We start from the raw sequence: 17141 nt of genomic DNA on the forward strand, positions 1-17141 counted from the left end.
GTTTCAGAAACTTTGAAAACTTCAAAACTCGTATTTTCATTGCCATAAACATAAAACGAGAGAAGACAAGTCCTGTCCTCTCTCGGTGTTAAATGGGGCAACCCACTACAGTTGACAAAGAGCCATTAAAATCTCAGACCCTTTGTATTATTAGAAAAATAATAATTTAAATCGTCCACCCATCGGGTAAGTTATGCTGAAATTCTTTTAAGGCATTAATTTTTAAGAGAAGGTAATTACCTGTCACCCCCACTAAAAAGCCAGATAAGATGCCACTAAATGACAGTATAGGGAGGTAATTTAAAACGAGCCAAGATTGTCCAATCATTGCAAAGACAAGAAGTTGTCCCATGTTATGCATAACACCTCCCATAACAGAAATACCAATAACACTTACGCGTTTTTGTCCAAGCTGTTTTAGGAGCAACATAGTGGTAAAGCTCAGCAATGTTCCAGCAAAAGCATATAAAAAGGTAGAAAAGGTCCCACTGAGAAAAGTTGATACTGTTAGTCTCAGCGAAACAACCTTGATACTATCTTTAGTTGGTAAGGTAAATAAGGAAATTATTGTAATAAGATTCCCTAATCCTAGACGAGCACCTGGAGCAAAGGCAAAAGGTGTAGGCAAGAAACGTTCAAAAAAGGAAATAACAACTGCCTGAGCAGCTAAAATTGTAATAAAGACAAGTTTACGATGATTTAAAGACATATCCTTATTTTATCATAAAACAAGAGTTTCTAGAGAACACGATGTTGATAATTGTAAAAAAGTTTGTTAAAATAATAACGTTATGAAAAAGGAGGCAAATCACTTGACAAAGAATATTGTAATTGTCGGTGCCGGTTATGCAGGGATTTCTGCAGCGCGTCATTTAGGTAAAACGTTTAAGAAAAATGATGACGTGACGGTTACATTGATTGATAAAAACTCGTTCCATACTTACATGACAGAGTTACATGAGGTTGCTGCAGGACGCATTGAACCAGAAGCGATTAAGTATGACTTGCAACGCATTTTCAAAAAATATCCAAAAGTAGATTTAGTGACAGACAAGGTTGTTTCGATTGACTATGACAAGAAACAGGTTGTCGCTGAGCACCAAACCTTAAACTTTGACTACCTTCTTCTTGCGATGGGTGGTGAAGCTAATGATTTTGGAATTGCGGGCGTTAAGGAAAATGGATTTACGTTATGGTCAATTGAAGCAGCAGAAGTGTTACATGATCATATTATTGATGCGTGCTACCGTGCAATGCGCGAACACGATGACGAAAAACGCCGTGCCTTATTGACCTTTACTGTTATCGGTGCAGGTTTTACAGGTATTGAAATGATTGGTGAGCTGATTGATTGGTTACCAATTTTAGCTAAGCAATTTAAACTTGATCCAAATGAGTTCTCGCTTAAAGTTGTTGAAGCGATGCCAAACATCCTTAACATGGTAACTGAAAAAGAGCAGGTTAAGGCCCGTAAATACCTTGAGAAAAAAGGTGTTGAGTTAATTCTTGCTGACGGTGTTACCAGTGTTGAAAAAGACAGTCTTTACCTATCATCAGGGCGTGTTATTCCTACTTATACGTCAATTTGGACAGCTGGTGTTCAAGCGATAAGTGACGCTGGTGAGTTTGGGATTGAAAAAGGCCGTGCTGGTCGTTTGATTGCAAACCAATTCATGGAAGCTAAAGGCAAAGAAAATGTCTATGTTGCTGGTGACTTGGTGTATTATGAAGATCCAAATGAAGGAGACCGCCCAACCCCTCAAATTGTTCAAGCAGCGGAACAAACTGGTCATACTGCAGCTCAAAATATTGCGGCAGCGATTACTGGTGGTGAAAAACACGCTTATAAAGGAAAATATGACGGTTTCATGGTATCTATTGGAGCAAAATACGGTGTGGCATTCTTGATGAACAAATACCACATGTCTGGTTTCCTTGCTATGGCTGTTAAGCACTTGATTAATTTGGTTTACTTCTTTGGTATCCGTAGTTTCTACAATATCGGTGCTTATGTTCGCCATGAGTTCTTTGATGTTCGTGATGGGCGTAATATTTTTGGTAGTCACTTATCAAGCAAGGGCAATCGCCTTTGGTTAGTACCACTTCGTGTCTTCTATGGATCAGTTTGGCTCTATGAAGGAGTAAAAAAAGCCTTTGGACTCTTTGGAACAAACTCGTGGTTTGGTGATAAAGTAGTTTTCCCATTCCCTTGGTTACACGAAGCTGCTGAAGCAACATCTGGTGCCTCAGAGGCGGCTACTGAAACTGTTTCAGCAGCATCTGGTGCAGTTGCTGAAGCAACAACAGAATCAGCGCATCAAATTTTTAGTTTGAGTTATGCTTATGGTGAAGAGCCAATGCAAGTCCTAAAGGAGATGCCAGATTGGTTTGCTGCTATTATGAAATTCATGCTTCCTAATCAGGATGTTGCTCTATTCATGCAAAAATTCATGACCGTTGTCGAGATTGCTATTGGTCTTGCTCTTATTGCCGGTGCCTTTGTATGGTTGGTAAGTGCAGTTACAGCTGCCTTTGTTGTTATGTTTAGTTTATCAGGTATGTTCTATTGGGTGAACATTTGGTTCATTCCAGTTGCGATTGCTCTAATGGGTGGCGCAGGACGAAGTTTTGGTCTTGATTATTGGATTATGCCATGGCTTGGTAAGCATCTAGATCGGTTTATCTACGGTCAGCCAAGACATATTTATCATAAAAAATCATAAAATTCTGATAAAGTTGCACGATTTCGTGATATAATAAAAATGAGGGTTACCAAGTTGGTAGCCTTTATTTACATGTTAAAGGAGTTCACGTGGTACATCGCATTTGGGATTCATATCCAACCATTCAGGAAAACTTAGAACAGGTTAAACAAATTATGATGTCGGAGTTGCGGGTTAATCATCCTGATATCAAAGCAAAAATTTTGGAATATATTGATGCTCCTGGAAAATATGTACGTGCAGGCTTAAGTTTATTATTAGCCATGGAGGAAGATGGTCATATCCCAGAGGGAAAATTGTATTTGGCAGCCTATGTTGAAATGTTACATTTAGCTACATTAATTCATGATGATGTGATTGATGTTGCTGATAGTCGAAGAGGCATAGAAGTGATTAATAAAACTTTTTCGAATCGAGTAGCTATCTATGCAGGTGATTACTTACTAGCCTATGCTAATCGCTTAGCCCTTAAAGGTACTGATTTACTGAAAGTTTCTTCGGACGACACTCAAGTGTTTAATCCTTACCTAGTTGAAAGGGTATTAACTGGTGAATTGGCACAATTGATGAATCAATACAGCTCCCAAATGACGATGAAGGCTTATCTCAAACAAATTCAAGGGAAGACAGCATTTTTATTCGCTTTGGCCTGTCAGCTGGGGGCTTGGAGAAAGCATATTTCACGTAAAGAGAGTAAATTAGCTTTTCAAATTGGTCAAAATATTGGAATGGCTTTTCAAATCTCGGATGACCTAATTGACTATCGTGTCTCTCAGAGTCATTCAGGTAAACCTCGTATGCAAGACGTTCAAAATGGCATTTATACGGCTCCTTATCTTTTAGCGCAAGCTTCTTCAGAAAAATTTAGAAAATACATAGCGACGATTGATCTTAGATACCTTTCTGAGGATAATCTTCTAAAAATCCATGAATTGTTAGAAGAAGTTGAAGCATTTACCAAAACTGAAGATTTAGTTGATAAATTTATGTCTAAAGCTTTTATTTGTATAGATAAAAAAATTATTCCTGATACCAAAAAACTGAAAATTTTCTTGGAACAGTTGATGAATCGACAGTTTTGATGGAATTGTTTGAACTATAAAAATAGTATCTGAGAATACGTTTTAGTCTAGACAAGGTTTGTGATATATGTTACAATATCTTTATAAACAAGGAAGGAATTTTTCAAAAAATGAAAAAGAAAATTGTATTAGCATCAATGCTATTTGCATCAGTTTTGGCTCTCGCTGCTTGCGGTAACTCTTCTGAAAAAGAATCTGCCAAAGAAACAACTGAAGCTGTTAAAGTTGAGAAAAAAGAAACTGCAGCGGCAGAACTTAAAGATGGTACTTATAAAGCTGAAACTGGATTTGATGATCGTGGTTGGAAAGCAGTCCACACCATTACTGTTTCAGGTGGTAAAGTGACTGAGTCTACATTTGACTATGAAAATAAAGATGGTGCATTGAAGTCAGAAGACGAAGAGTACAACAAAAATATGGAATCTAAATCTGGTATTTCGTCAAAAGACGCAACTGATCAAATGGACAAAGCTTTTGTTGAAGCACAATCAGCTGATATTGAAGTTGTAACAGGTGCAACACATTCAACTGAAAACTTCAAAGCAACTGCAGCAGCACTTTTGGAAGCAGCAGCAGAAGGTAACACTGAAACAATCGTATTGAAATAATTCAGTACAGAGAAATGATTAAGTACCTCGCTTATAAAGGGGTACTTTTTGCATTGAGGAAAACACATGAAAACTAACTGTCTAAAATTACTAACCGTTGTTTTTATAAGCCTTTTTGCTTTAACTGCCTGTTCTTCTCAAGAAAAAGCAGGGCTAAAGGTGATTGATAAGCCAGAGACTCGAACAGAATCTTTACTTCACACGGTTGTTCAGCTCAGCATTTATCACAAAAATCAAGAAGAAGCAATGGATGAAGCCCTTGATTATATTAGAGATATGGAGGCGCTTCTTTCTACTAATCTTGAAGGATCTGATGTTTATAAAATCAATCATGCCGCAGGGGAAGCAGCTGTCAAAGTTCATAAAGAAACTTTTGATATCATTGAAGCTGCTGTTGCTATGTCTGAGAATAGCCAAGGGAAGTTTGATATTTCTATTGGAGCTGTTAGTAATCTTTGGAAAATTGGAGATACAGATGCTAGAGTTCCTTCTCCTGAAGAAATTTCAAGTGCTCTTGGTTATATTGATTATCAACGTATCAAACTGGATAAGACAAAGCAGTCAGTATATATTGAGCAAGGAATGACTTTAGAACTTGGAGCCATTTCTAAAGGCTATATTGCTGACGGTGTTAAAAAAGTCTTTGAAAAACATGGGATTACAACAGCTATTATTAATCTAGGTGGCAATGTTCTTGTGATGGGAACGTCTCCAAAAACTGATGAAGGATGGACTGTTGGGGTTCAAAATCCTAACGAAGTCCGTGGAGAAACAGTTGGTTCTGTAAAAGTTCGTGATAGTTCAGTTGTTACTTCAGGGATTTATGAGCGCTATTTTGAAGGGCCAGATGGAGAAATTTATCATCATATTTTAGATCCTAAAACGGGATATCCTGTTGAAAATACTATATCTGGCGTCACTGTTTATACAAAAACGTCGATTCAAGGAGATGAATTTTCAACTAGCCTTTTCTTATTAGGGATTAAAGAAGGGTTAAAATTAATTGATGAAACTGAGGGTGTAGAAGCAGTATTTATTGATAAAGATAAGGGCCTTCATCTTAGTAAAGGTCTTAAAAATAAATTTGAATTAAGAAATGAGGATTATCATATTGTCGACTAAACACAATCCATTGACATTTCCTATTTTCTTGGAATTTGTTGAACTTCGGACCAAGGTTGCCAGTGTCTTTCCAATGTTGATTGGATTTCTATGGGCCTTTTATCATTATAATGCTTTTAACACTCTCAATACGGTTCTATTTATTCTGTCTGTTATTAGTTTTGATATGTGCACAACAGCTATTAATAACACGATGGACTATAAAAAAGCTCTTGATACAGATTACAAGGAACGAGATAACGTTATTGGTGCTAATAAGCTGAATTTTCAACAAATGGTTCAGATTATTTTAGGACTCTTGATCTTTTCTATTTTGTTGTCATTAATTTTGGTTTGGAGAACAGATATTATTTTACTACCAATTGGAATATTATGTTTTTTGATTGGCATTTTTTACACCTTTGGTCCAATCCCCTTATCACGTTTACCTTTAGGTGAACTGTTTTCTGGGGTGACGATGGGATTTGGTATTTTTTTTCTAGCTATCTTCATCCAAAAGCCAAATCTTCTAGTTGCAAGTCATCTATCAGAAAATTTCTATCAAATTAATATCGCATGGTTTGAACTAATTAAAACAGTGTTTCTAAGTTTACCATTCATTTGCTTGATTGCTAATATTATGTTGGCTAATAATTTATGCGACTATGAACAAGATGTTAAAAATGGTCGTTTTACTTTAGTTCATTATATTGGAAAAACCAGAGGCATCACACTTTATAGCATTTTAAATCTCACACCATGGATTTTGTGGTCGATTTATCCTTTAGCAGGGCTTTTACCCAAATGGGTATGGACTGGGCTTTTATTAATAAAGCTAAATCTTACATTTTTAAAAGAATTTCGTCAAAAGCAGGTTAAACGTTTAACGTTTACTTGCGCAATTAAAAGTTTTGTTCTATTTTCGGCTCTCTATCTACTAACCCTTGTGTTAGCAACTGTCACTGGTTAACAAAACGGTTGGAGGGGTAAATCTTTAACAATTGGTATGCTAAAAAGGCATAGAAATAACGTTTTTTGATAACGTCATTTCTATGCCTTTTATTTTTTATTAAATTGGTAAGATAAGTTCTTCTTCCTCATCATTTCCTTCAGGTGCTTGAATTTCAATAATGAGTTGATGAGGGAGACAGATTGACAGTTGTCCCGTACGACTAATCCAGCCGGTATTAACAGCAATTTGATCTGGACTATTGTCTTCTTTGACACGGATACGAGAACCATCCACTTCAACGATATTATACTGGCCATCGGCAGGATAGTAAGTCTTTTCAAAGTGCTTACCACCTTCTGTTAAGGGAAATTTATCAACAACTTCGCCATGGATTTTAACAATGGCAACCAACTGAAGGGGATTGGTTTGCTTTCCTGCTTGATGCCAAGTGATACCAGCAGGAATAAAGGATAGCACGATAGACAAACCGATAAAAAGATAATCATAGGGTTTAAATTGTTTCAATAGCTGTTTCACATCCTTTATTTTATCGGAAAAGAGAGTGTTTGTAAAGAAAATGATTGTTTTTTACATAACTTTGGTTATGTAAAAAACTGTTGTGCTTCGAAAACCACTAGCTGTGCTAGTGGTTCAAAAGAGATTTCTGTATGGTAACAAAAAAACTCCCGAATTGATAAGATAGAAGTGTTTTCTCCGCCATTAAATCTTAATCACAAAGGAGGTACCTTCATGAGAGAGGATTTATCACATACTACGTATAATTGTAAATATCACATTGTTTTTACACAAAAAATATTGTTGACAAATTATTGATGGTTGTTACAAAGCAAGTATCGGAGAAAAATCATATATTTATGTGAACGAAAAGGGTTATCATCCATGAAGCGAATGCTTGTCCCGACCATATTCATATACTTGTAAGTATACCGCCAAAACTAAGTGTTGCTAGTTTTATGGGCTATTTAAAGAGTAGTTTGATGATTTTCGACAAACATGCTAATCTCAAGTACAAGTATAGTAATCGTAAATTTTGGTGTAAAGGATATTACGTTGATACAGTTGGTCGAAATCAAAAAGTGATAACTGAATATTTTCGAAATCAACTTAAAGAAGATATCAAAGCAGATCAACTAACATTATTTTAGACGGAAGATCCATTCAGAGGAGACCAATTCGATGGCTTTTGGATCTAGCCGGTATAGCGACTTATAGCCGCAGAACAATCTATTTTATGTGATATCTGGTGGCGATAATTATTTTTGTAGAAAAAAGTGATAGAAATTTGTTGCAGAGGCTATCATTAAAAAAGTTTAATTAGGCTATAGCTGAAGGAAACTATAACGTAAAATTGCAATATTTTACCCTTTCGATAAGGAAGTTTTCCGTTATTGAAAGGGTTTACTTAAATGTATACTAGTTTTATACTGGATTTATCAAGCAGAAAGGAAAAAAACATGACAAATTCAAATTTTATGGCATTTCCTGACGGATTTCTCTGGGGCAGCTCTACATCAGGGCCTCAAAGCGAGGGGATAATTGAAGGAGATGGTAAGGGGGATAGTAACTGGGATTTTTGGTATCGGACATCACCAGAATTATTTCATCATCAAATTGGCCCAGAACGTACCTCTACCTTTTATGAAAATTATCAGAATGATCTTAAATTGCTAAAAGAAACTGGACATAAGGTATTTAGGACTTCAATTCAATGGTCCAGGTTGATTCCAACTGGTCGAGGGGAAATTAATTCTAAGGCTGTTGAGTTTTACCGTAATGTGTTTAAGGAGGTTAATGTATTAGGAATCAAGTTGATTGTTAATTTATATCATTTTGATTTGCCATATTGTTTACAGGAAATTGGAGGTTGGGAAAATAAAGAAATAGTTTTTGCCTATGAAGCATACGCTAAAGAATGTTTTAGATTATTTGGAGATTTAGTTGATACTTGGATTACTTTTAATGAACCAATTGTTCCTGTTGAGGCAGGATACTTAGGCAAATTTCACTATCCTGCAAAAGTTGATGCTAGAGCTGCTGTACAAGTAGCCTATAATACCCAGTTAGCAAGCTCTTTAGCAGTAAAAGCATGTCATCAAAATAACGCTAGTCATAGGATATCAATTGTCTTAAATCTAACACCAGCTTATCCTAGAAGCCAATCTCATGAGGATATCAAGGCAGCTAGAATTGCTGAGTTGTTCCAAACTAAAAGTTTCTTAGATCCCTCTGTTTTAGGAGAATATCCAAAAGAGCTTGTCGAAATTTTATCGGAGTATGGGCTTACTCCAGATTATACTGAAGAAGAATTAGTAATTATTAAAGAAAATACAGTTGATTTTCTGGGAGTTAATTATTACCAGCCTCTACGTGTTCAAGCTCCTCAAAAAAATAAAGAGTTTGATATGGTAACACCTGATATTTTCTTTGAACATTACGATATGCCAGGTAAGAAAATGAATCCGCATCGAGGATGGGAAATTTATGAAAAAGGTCTTTATGACATTGGCATTAATTTAAGAGATCATTATAATAATATTGAATGGCTTGTTACTGAAAATGGTATGGGCGTTGAAGGGGAGGAGAAGTTCCGTGAAAATGGCTATATTATAGATGATTATAGGATTGAATTTATCAAAGGTCATTTAATAGAACTCCATAGAGCTATTGCTGAAGGAACAAACTGCAAAGGATACTTGTTATGGACGTTCATTGATTGTTGGTCTTGGCTCAATGCCTATAAGAATCGATATGGATTAATTGAACTGAATTTAACCACTGAAGAAAGAATTATAAAAAAATCGGGTTACTGGTTTAAAGAATTAAGTGAGCAAAATGGTTTTTTGAATACAAAGGAAAGCTAGAGGAAATAATATGGAATTAGGATTTTCAATGTATCCAGAGCAATATCCTTTGCAGACTTCTTTTGAATATATCAACATGTTAGCAGACTATGGTGCAAAAAGGTTATTTTTAAGTCTTTTACAGATTGATACAGATAGTTCTGATTGTTTTCAAATCTATAAAGACATTGTTCAATATGCCAATTCGAAAGGAATTAGAGTAGTTGCAGATATTAGTCCTCGTTTTATTGAAGCTCATAGGTGGCGGTTAAATTTGATGGAAATGGCTCATGAATTTGGACTTTCTGGAATACGTTTAGATGAATCTTTAGATATCTCAGAAATAACGAAACTCACTCATAATAAATACGGAATCAAAATTGAATTAAATGCAAGTACTGAAGATAAATTGTTAAAAGAGCTTTTAAGTGTAGGTGCAAACAAAGAGAATCTTATGGGATGCCATAATTTTTACCCTCACCGTTACACAGGACTGAGTAGGGAACATTTTTTAAAGATGTCACAAATTTATCACGAACACCAGATAGAAACGTCAGTTTTCATTAGTTCGAATACGGCATCGGAGGGGCCCTGGCCTGTTTCTGAAGGCTTACCGACATTAGAAGAATTACGTGATTTGCCAATTGAACTTCAAGTAGATATTCTAAAGTGTACAGGTTTGTTTGATAATGTCATTGTTTCCAATCAATGGATACAAGAAACGGAATTGAAAAGTTTGGTTGACCGTTTAGCAGATGAAAATATCATCTTTAAATATCATCCTTATGAACCATCGGATATTGAAACTGCTATTTTAGAAAGTCAGCATCGGTATCGGGGAGATATTTCAGATTATGTCATTCGGTCGACAGAATCAAGGTTAGCATTTGTTGATGCTGATATATCGCCTCGTAATGAAAATGCAATTGAACATACAGCTAGAGGTGTTCTTATAATTGATAACAACCATTATTTGAGGTATAAGGGAGAACTTCAAATTGTGCTTAAACCTTATCCAAAATCCCCTAAAGTGAATATAGTGGGAAAAATCGATGATAACTATTTGATACTTTTGGATTATATTAAGCCATGGCAATTGTTCAAATTATTTCCTTGTTCTTAAAAATTCCCTTTTGATAAGGAAAAAGACAGTTTCTAAAAGCAGAGAAGCTTTGCTATAATAACATTACATTAAGAGATAGGAGGCAGCCTGAGTGCCAAAAATTGAATCTAAATTATTGGATATTTTTTTGGAAAACCAAGGCGTTTTTCTAACAAGCAGAGTCTTAGCCAATGCAATAAGTAGTAGTGATAAAACGACTCGGAAATATATTGGGCTATTGAATGATGAACTTCAAAGAAATGGAGCGATTATTCACTCTAAACAAGGAAATGGTTATAAATTTGAACTTACAGACCAGATTCTATTTGAGCGATATTTAGCTAACCAAAAAAGCAAGCGCTATCAAATGAATGATATTCAGCATCTAGTGTCGCCAGAAGATAGGGAAAAATATATTTTGAATCAGTTACTCTTAAATAATGCTCAACTGACATCAAGTACCTTATCGCAAGAATTATTTTTAAGTAGAACATCTGTATCGACTCTTCTAAATGATATTAAAACTAAATTAGCAACTTATCATCTAAGTTTAGAAATTTCTAGGAAAAAAATTGGTATTTCTGGTACTGAGACTGATATTAGACATTTCATAAAAGAGTATTTTTTCTCGGAAACATTTACTAAGCCAGTATTTTCATTGTTTGAACAAGAGATTTTGAATAAATCAGACCTTACGGAGATTATTTCTATTGTCATTGATGAATGTCGAAATGCTAAGCTAGCTGTCAGTGATTTTATTGTACACAATCTAGTCATTCATATTTCACTTATGATTAAACGATTAAGATTAGGAAATGAAATCACTTATTCTGGGAAATTAGGCAGTAGGTCGCAACTTAAGGAATATAGTGTGGCTCACCAAATTGCTGAACAACTCCAAAACTATTTTTGCTTAGAGTTACCAACTTATGAAATTGATTTTATTTATTTGCATTTAATCGGTACAAGAGGAGCAGAAGAGTCTTCAGAAACCAATTTACGTGATAGTATTGTTGGAACGTTGGAGAATCTTGGAAGAGGACTTGATGTTGATTTATCAACAGATGAACACTTGATTACGAATATCCAATCTCATATTCGAGGTTTGCTTGTTCGTTTAAAAAACAATGTCCAATTGGAAAATCCGATTAAGGAAAGTATTTTAGCAAAATATCGCTTGGTTGTTCTCTCAATAGCTGAGAGTTTTAGAAAAATAGAGGAGCTGTCGCAATATGATATTTCAATTGATGAATGGGTGTATCTCAGTTTACACATATTGGCTACTCTAGAGAAACAGCAATCTTCTCAAAAAATAAATGCTTTGTTAGTATGCGCTACTGGAGTTGGAAGTGCTAGATTCTTAAAAAATAGAATTGAGAATTTATTTAAAGATAGGATTGTTGTTGAAGATGTTAAGAGTTATTTCGATTTAGCAGAACTTGATCTTTCGTCAGTTGATGTTATTATCAGCTCGGTTGATTTAAGCAATTTAATACTGTTAAAACCAGTCATTCAAGTTAATATTTTACTTGAAACAGTTGACATTAAGCGTATTGAAACATTTTTAAATCAATCAGCTCATTTTGAAGATATTGTAACTCGAGCAACTGAACCTTCTAAACCATCGTGCCTTTTTAAAGAAGAACAGTTTATCTATTTTGATCAAATTATCTCTAAAGAGGCGATATTAGAAAAATTATTAGATTGCCTATCACCTAGATTAACACATGCTGCATTAACTGAATTTAAGCAGCAGCTTGTTCTTAGAGAAAATTTAGGAGCTATTGTCTTTAACGATAAAATAGCCGTTCCTCACCCAGCTAAAGCTATAACGGATGAGGAACAGGTGGTTATTGGGATTTCAAAATACCCAATTCTTTGGGATGATGAGCACAAGACAGTACAAATTGTATTTCTCATATCACCGTCAACATTTAGAAATGAACAGTTAAAACAATTGTCTCCGATAATTGCTACATTTGCAAACAATGTAGAGGCTCAACAACAATTATTGCAAACACCTACATTTGAAAACTTTTTAAATTTAATATAAATTGGAGGATTTATCATGAAAAATATTATGTTAGTTTGTAACGCAGGAATGTCAACGAGTATGCTTGTCACTAAAATGGAAGCGGCCGCTAAAGAAAAAGGAATTGAGACAACCATTTGGGCTGTTCCAGTTTCTGAAGTTGCTGATGAAGTATCTTCAAAAAAAATTGATGTTCTTTTGACAGGACCACAAGTAAAATTTATGTTGAAAGAATATAAAGAGCTCTATGAACCTGATATCAAAGTTGCTGACATCAAAATGACTGATTACGGTGTGATGAATGGTAAAAATGTTTTAGAAATGGTTCTTGAAATGCTAGGAGAGTAAATGATGGCAGATATTAAAAATCTTGAATCTATCATGGGGCTTATTATGCATGGTGGTGATGCAAAGGGAAATGCTGTTGAGGCAATTCGCTCTGCTAAAAAAGGAGATTTTGAAGAAGCACATGATTATTTGAAGAAAGCTAATGTTGCTCTAAATATTGCTCATAATTCTCAAACGAGTATGTTGGCTCAAGAGGCTTCTGGAGATGCTTTAGAGTTATCTCTATTAATGGTACATGGACAAGACCATTTGATGACTGCCTTAACCTTTATTGATTTGGCAAAAGAAGTGGTAGAAGTCTATGAAAGAATTGAAAAGTTAGGAGGATAATTGTAATGGAGGTAATCGTTTCAAAAACAACTCATTTATCACCTGAAACCCTTTTTGCAGTATTAAAAAAATCTCTTAAAGAAGATTATATTGCTAATACACAACAAAATCTGGCTGACAGTGATGTAAAAGAGGGGCTAACCTTTGTTAAAAACTATGGTAAGAATCATCAAAACTCTGTACGTGTCTTAGTTTCTTCTTTCGTGGAAAATCATCGCTATGAGGCACTTTTTAGTTCAAATCGCGGTAGCCAAGTCATTTTATATGAACTAACTCCTTTAGGTGATGGCAAGACAATGTTGCGCTTGAAGCAAGAAACAATTCCAGCATCTTTTGTACAAAATTTAAACGATTACCTCATGTCTTTTCTCTTTAAAAAGAGTTTAAAACGTCAACTATCTGCTCAACTTACAGCTTTGATCAATGCTGCAAGTTAAATTAAACGATATAAATAAGGAGTTTTAACATGTCAAATTTCTCTGATAAATTCATGGAAATCTCTGGGAAAATAGGCTCTCAACGTCATCTAGTTGCTATTAGAGATTCCTTTATTTCAATGATGCCAATTACAATGGCAGGGTCTGTTGCAGTCCTTTTAAATGTATTCTTCCGTGATATTCCTAATAATATGGGAGCTACGGGTTTTGCCACAGCTATGCAACCAATCATTGACATCAATGGTTATGTTTACTTTGGTTCAATTGCAATTATGGCAATGGTATTTGCTTTTGCTTTAGGTTATCAATTATCGCTAATGCACAAAGTTAATCCTGTTGCTGGAGGGCTCATTTCCTTTGCTTCCTTTATTGCAACAATTCCTCAGACCTTGACCATAACAACAAGTTTAGAAGGGGCTAGCAATTCTGTTGTAAAAGGTCTTGTAGATTTAGGGCTGACAGTATCCGGTACAAATCTTGAAGTCAGTCAATGGGGAGCTATTGCACAAGGTTATATAGGAGCTACTGGTTTATTCACCGCCTTATTAGTTGGTTTTATTTCAATGTTTGTCTACGCCACATTGGTAAAACGTAATATTATCATCAAGCTGCCAGATACTGTGCCACCAGCAGTTAATAAAGCTTTTGCAGCCATAATTCCAGGTACGGCAGCTATTTATGTTAGTGCAATCGTAGCTTATTTAGCATTTGTTACAACTGGTCTCCCATTAAGTGACTTGGTTTCAACATACATTCAAACGCCACTTATGGGATTGTCACAAGGGGTTGGTTCTGTTATTCTATTGACCTTCCTTGTTCAATTATTCTGGTTCTTTGGACTTCATGGGCACAATGTTCTTGCCCCTGTTATGGATGGTATTTATGCAGTGGCATTAAATGAGAATACAGCTGTTTACGAGGCAACTCATAGTGCAGCAAACTTACCTTATCTTTGGACACGTGGCTCATTTGATGCCTTTGCGCAAATGGGTGGTTCTGGTGTCACTTTAGCACTCATTATTGCTATTTTCCTATTTTCAAAACGAGATGAATATAAAACTGTTGCAAAGTTGTCTGCACCAATGGGCTTATTTAATATTAACGAGCCAATTACTTTTGGTATTCCGATGGTATTAAATCCTTTATTTGCAATTCCTTGGCTCATTGTGCCTCCTGTGTGTGCCACAATCGCTTACCTTGTAACAGCTTCAGGACTAATTCCGCCAGTATTTCTTGCTGTACCGTGGATTACACCTCCTGGATTGTATGCTTATTTAGCAACAGGTGGTAATATCATGGCAGGTGTAGTATCGCTCTTTAACTTATTTGTAGCATTCTGTATTTGGGCACCATTTGTCATTTCAGCAAATAAAGTCAAAGCAGAGGAGTAGGCTATGCCTGATAAAAATTGGCAAACTTTTGTAATAGTCTTAGGATTTTTCTTGATTGCAATAAGCCCAATAACGCCATTTAAATTGCTGAATGTTATTACAGGTATTGTCTTGATTTTGTTAGGATTTGTTCTGCTCAAGAAGAAATAAGTACGATGATAAAAACCTCTTAGTTCAGAATGCTAGGAGGTTTTTATTTTGAATTAGAAACGGTAATCAATTATTCGTAAAAGATTCTGGTGACTATATTATTTAGATTAGAGGTTTTTCGATAAAACACCTTCAAACATTTTTCCGAAAAACTATAATTTTCTTGAAACAAATGTATAGGTGTGGTATAATACTACTATAGAAATCGTAAGGAAAAAATGTTATGAAACGTGAGTTGTTATTGGAAAAAATTGAGGAATACAAAGTTTTGATGCCCTGGTATGTATTAGACTACTATCAATCTAAATTGGCGGTTCCTTATAGTTTTACGACCTTGTACGAGTATTTAAAGGAATACAAACGTTTTTTTGATTGGTTGATTGAATCTGGAATTGCTGAGGTATCTCAAATTTCAATGATTGATTTATCGACACTGAACCATCTCACCAAAAAAGATATGGAGGCCTTTGTCCTGTATTTGAGGGAACGTCCTTTGCTGAACGCCAATACAACTCAACAAGGTCTCTCTCAGACGACCATCAATCGTACCTTATCAGCCTTGTCTAGTCTCTATAAATACTTGACTGAGGAGGTTGAAAATGAGCATGGTGAGCCGTATTTTTACCGTAATGTGATGAAAAAAGTGTCAACTAAGAAGAAAAAAGAAACTTTAGCAGCTCGTGCGGAAAATATTAAGCAAAAGCTCTTTTTGGGTGACGAAACCATGGCATTTTTAGAGTATGTAGATTGTGAATATGAAAACAAACTTTCTAATCGTGCTAAATCATCTTTCCGGAAAAATAAAGAACGGGATCTAGCTATTTTAGCTTTGCTATTGGCTTCAGGTGTACGGTTGTCTGAGGCTGTGAATCTGGATTTAAAAGACGTTAACCTCAACATGATGATCATTGAGGTTACGCGTAAAGGGGGGAAGCGTGACTCTGTGAATGTGGCTGGGTTCGCTAAACCTTATTTAGAAGCCTATCTTGCGATTCGGCAAATGCGTTATAATGCCGAAAAGACAGATATTGCCTTCTTTTTGACAGAATATCGAGGAGTGCCAAATCGCATTGACGCTTCTTCTATCGAAAAAATAGTGGGGAAATACTCGGCGGACTTCAAAATTCGTGTCACTCCCCATAAATTGCGTCACACACTGGCAACTCGTCTATATGATGCGACAAAATCACAGGTTCTTGTGAGTCATCAACTTGGCCATGCTAACACTCAGGTTACTGACCTTTATACCCATATTGTCAATGATGAACAAAAAAATGCTTTGGATAAACTTTAGTTTTACATAAAATAAATGATGTAAAATGAAGAAGTTGTAACTATTTGAATTAAGAACAGAACGACAAAAAAGAAATTTGCTCATCGAGTTTGTGACAAAAATATCTCAACCTTTATACTCTCAAGATATCACAAAAAAGTCTATCGCTGTTGATAGACTTTTGCTTTATTTTTTAAATGTGCTACTTTAAATATAATGGGCAAGCCTTCTCCTACTATCTCAATCGAGGAATAAGTATTCAGCAACATCAACCCTGACCATAGAAATAAAAGATTTACGAGAATCATAAGTCAATTCAAAATCGTCATCAAGGAAAGGATTATTGTCAACTAGCGATAAGGAATTAATATCTGATGTTTTTGGATATCTCGTCCATTCTCAATATAATCTGCTAGATGAATACCTAGCCAGTCGCTAGCCTTGCCATCGCGTCTGCCATATCCTCACCTTGACTGTTCAAAGTTTGGGAAGGTGATAAAATAAGGCGTATTCGATTCGTTTGTATCGTCATAATAAAATAAAGCTGGATAAGTGACAAGCATCGTTTACCTCCAAAATAAAGACAAGCGAGGCTGGGCAAAAACTAGTTTCAGAACACACAAAAAAAAAAAACGGGCATTTCCGCAGTTGGAGATGCTCGTTTTCTTATGCCATGGTTTATAATTATAATAACCACAAAACAACTAGAAAGCCATGACTATGTATAAAGAGTATAACACAAATCAATTGA

16 protein-coding genes and 2 pseudogenes are annotated in these 17141 nt (G+C 35.4%); 15 read left to right on the forward strand and 3 right to left on the reverse strand.

The features are described from left to right. Positions 1 to 166 precede the first annotated feature (166 nt). Positions 167 to 709, reverse strand: a complete 543-nt coding sequence (locus tag GZ996_RS10325) for a Gx transporter family protein (protein ID WP_156805179.1) — start codon at positions 707 to 709, stop codon at positions 167 to 169. Positions 710 to 812: 103 nt separating this feature from the next. On the opposite strand from GZ996_RS10325, the gene GZ996_RS10330 reads away from it, so the two are divergent. The 5 genes from GZ996_RS10330 (at position 813) to GZ996_RS10350 (ending at position 6484) form a co-directional block, all read left to right on the forward strand. After that, positions 813 to 2723, forward strand: a complete 1911-nt coding sequence (locus tag GZ996_RS10330) for an NAD(P)/FAD-dependent oxidoreductase (protein ID WP_161978893.1) — start codon at positions 813 to 815, stop codon at positions 2721 to 2723. Between the two features lie 89 nt (positions 2724 to 2812). Beyond that, entirely contained in the window at positions 2813 to 3805 is a 993-nt protein-coding gene (locus tag GZ996_RS10335) for a polyprenyl synthetase family protein (RefSeq protein WP_162012010.1), read from the forward strand. Positions 3806 to 3915: 110 nt separating this feature from the next. Continuing rightward, entirely contained in the window at positions 3916 to 4413 is a 498-nt protein-coding gene (locus GZ996_RS10340; protein ID WP_156805182.1) for an FMN-binding protein, read from the forward strand. 66 nt (positions 4414 to 4479) lie between these two features. Beyond that, on the forward strand, positions 4480 to 5535 hold the full coding sequence (locus GZ996_RS10345) for an FAD:protein FMN transferase (RefSeq protein ID WP_162012011.1): 1056 nt from the start codon (positions 4480 to 4482) through the stop codon (positions 5533 to 5535). Further along, positions 5510 to 6484, forward strand: coding sequence for a 1,4-dihydroxy-2-naphthoate polyprenyltransferase (locus GZ996_RS10350; RefSeq protein ID WP_161978895.1), 975 nt, complete (start codon positions 5510 to 5512; stop codon positions 6482 to 6484). Before GZ996_RS10345 ends, GZ996_RS10350 begins: the two co-directional genes overlap by 26 nt. 99 nt (positions 6485 to 6583) lie before the next feature. On the opposite strand, the gene GZ996_RS10355 is transcribed toward GZ996_RS10350, so the two are convergent. Further along, entirely contained in the window at positions 6584 to 7012 is a 429-nt protein-coding gene (locus tag GZ996_RS10355) for a NusG domain II-containing protein (RefSeq protein WP_443255856.1), read from the reverse strand. A 204-nt stretch (positions 7013 to 7216) separates the two neighbouring features. On the opposite strand from GZ996_RS10355, the pseudogene tnpA reads away from it, so the two are divergent. The 10 genes and pseudogenes from tnpA to xerS all read left to right on the forward strand — a co-directional run bounded on the left by tnpA (position 7217) and on the right by xerS (position 16411). Next, positions 7217 to 7632: pseudogene (gene tnpA, locus GZ996_RS10360) on the forward strand (IS200/IS605 family transposase). 309 nt (positions 7633 to 7941) lie between these two features. Further along, positions 7942 to 9348: a glycoside hydrolase family 1 protein gene (locus GZ996_RS10365; RefSeq protein WP_161980678.1), complete on the forward strand. Its 1407-nt coding sequence runs from the start codon at positions 7942 to 7944 to the stop codon at positions 9346 to 9348. Between the two features lie 10 nt (positions 9349 to 9358). After that, positions 9359 to 10450, forward strand: coding sequence for a DUF871 domain-containing protein (locus GZ996_RS10370; protein ID WP_162012012.1), 1092 nt, complete (start codon positions 9359 to 9361; stop codon positions 10448 to 10450). 91 nt (positions 10451 to 10541) lie between these two features. Then, positions 10542 to 12482: a BglG family transcription antiterminator gene (locus GZ996_RS10375; RefSeq protein WP_162012013.1), complete on the forward strand. Its 1941-nt coding sequence runs from the start codon at positions 10542 to 10544 to the stop codon at positions 12480 to 12482. A gap of 15 nt (positions 12483 to 12497) precedes the next feature. Then, entirely contained in the window at positions 12498 to 12809 is a 312-nt protein-coding gene (locus tag GZ996_RS10380) for a PTS sugar transporter subunit IIB (protein WP_161978899.1), read from the forward strand. Positions 12810 to 12812: 3 nt separating this feature from the next. Continuing rightward, positions 12813 to 13139 carry a PTS lactose/cellobiose transporter subunit IIA gene (locus GZ996_RS10385; protein WP_156805190.1) on the forward strand — a complete coding sequence of 109 codons (327 nt, stop codon included), beginning with the start codon at positions 12813 to 12815 and terminating at the stop codon, positions 13137 to 13139. Positions 13140 to 13144: 5 nt separating this feature from the next. Beyond that, positions 13145 to 13576, forward strand: a complete 432-nt coding sequence (locus GZ996_RS10390) for a DUF3284 domain-containing protein (RefSeq protein ID WP_156805191.1) — start codon at positions 13145 to 13147, stop codon at positions 13574 to 13576. Positions 13577 to 13605: 29 nt separating this feature from the next. Continuing rightward, complete coding sequence (locus GZ996_RS10395; RefSeq protein ID WP_156805192.1) at positions 13606 to 14967, forward strand: PTS sugar transporter subunit IIC; 1362 nt, start codon at positions 13606 to 13608, stop codon at positions 14965 to 14967. A gap of 3 nt (positions 14968 to 14970) precedes the next feature. Continuing rightward, positions 14971 to 15117, forward strand: coding sequence for a hypothetical protein (locus GZ996_RS11755; RefSeq protein WP_198039872.1), 147 nt, complete (start codon positions 14971 to 14973; stop codon positions 15115 to 15117). A 223-nt stretch (positions 15118 to 15340) separates the two neighbouring features. Then, the gene (gene xerS, locus GZ996_RS10400; RefSeq protein WP_156805193.1) at positions 15341 to 16411 is read left to right on the forward strand and encodes a tyrosine recombinase XerS; all 1071 of its coding nucleotides are present in this window, start codon (positions 15341 to 15343) and stop codon (positions 16409 to 16411) included. 231 nt (positions 16412 to 16642) lie between these two features. Here the strand turns inward: xerS and GZ996_RS11970 are convergent. Continuing rightward, a pseudogene (locus GZ996_RS11970) lies at positions 16643 to 16953 on the reverse strand (type II toxin-antitoxin system HicB family antitoxin); the annotation flags it as partial. Between the last annotated feature and the right edge of the window lie 188 nt (positions 16954 to 17141).

This window comes from Streptococcus sp. S784/96/1, assembly GCF_902729355.1.
In the GTDB taxonomy this organism is placed as follows: Bacteria; Bacillota; Bacilli; order Lactobacillales; family Streptococcaceae; genus Streptococcus; species Streptococcus caledonicus.

Bases quoted from the DNA above. Each gene is read 5' to 3' on its own strand.
- GZ996_RS10395 (WP_156805192.1), top strand. From the start codon at position 13,606: ATGTCAAATTTCTCTGATAAATTCATGGAAATCTCTGGGAAAATAGGC.
- GZ996_RS10325 (WP_156805179.1), bottom strand. From the start codon at position 709: ATGTCTTTAAATCATCGTAAACTTGTCTTTATTACAATTTTAGCTGCT.
- xerS (WP_156805193.1), top strand. From the start codon at position 15,341: ATGAAACGTGAGTTGTTATTGGAAAAAATTGAGGAATACAAAGTTTTG.
- GZ996_RS10390 (WP_156805191.1), top strand. From the start codon at position 13,145: ATGGAGGTAATCGTTTCAAAAACAACTCATTTATCACCTGAAACCCTT.
- GZ996_RS10380 (WP_161978899.1), top strand. From the start codon at position 12,498: ATGAAAAATATTATGTTAGTTTGTAACGCAGGAATGTCAACGAGTATG.
- GZ996_RS10350 (WP_161978895.1), top strand. From the start codon at position 5,510: ATGAGGATTATCATATTGTCGACTAAACACAATCCATTGACATTTCCT.
- GZ996_RS10370 (WP_162012012.1), top strand. From the start codon at position 9,359: ATGGAATTAGGATTTTCAATGTATCCAGAGCAATATCCTTTGCAGACT.
- GZ996_RS10385 (WP_156805190.1), top strand. From the start codon at position 12,813: ATGGCAGATATTAAAAATCTTGAATCTATCATGGGGCTTATTATGCAT.
- GZ996_RS10340 (WP_156805182.1), top strand. From the start codon at position 3,916: ATGAAAAAGAAAATTGTATTAGCATCAATGCTATTTGCATCAGTTTTG.
- GZ996_RS11755 (WP_198039872.1), top strand. From the start codon at position 14,971: ATGCCTGATAAAAATTGGCAAACTTTTGTAATAGTCTTAGGATTTTTC.
- GZ996_RS10345 (WP_162012011.1), top strand. From the start codon at position 4,480: ATGAAAACTAACTGTCTAAAATTACTAACCGTTGTTTTTATAAGCCTT.
- GZ996_RS10365 (WP_161980678.1), top strand. From the start codon at position 7,942: ATGACAAATTCAAATTTTATGGCATTTCCTGACGGATTTCTCTGGGGC.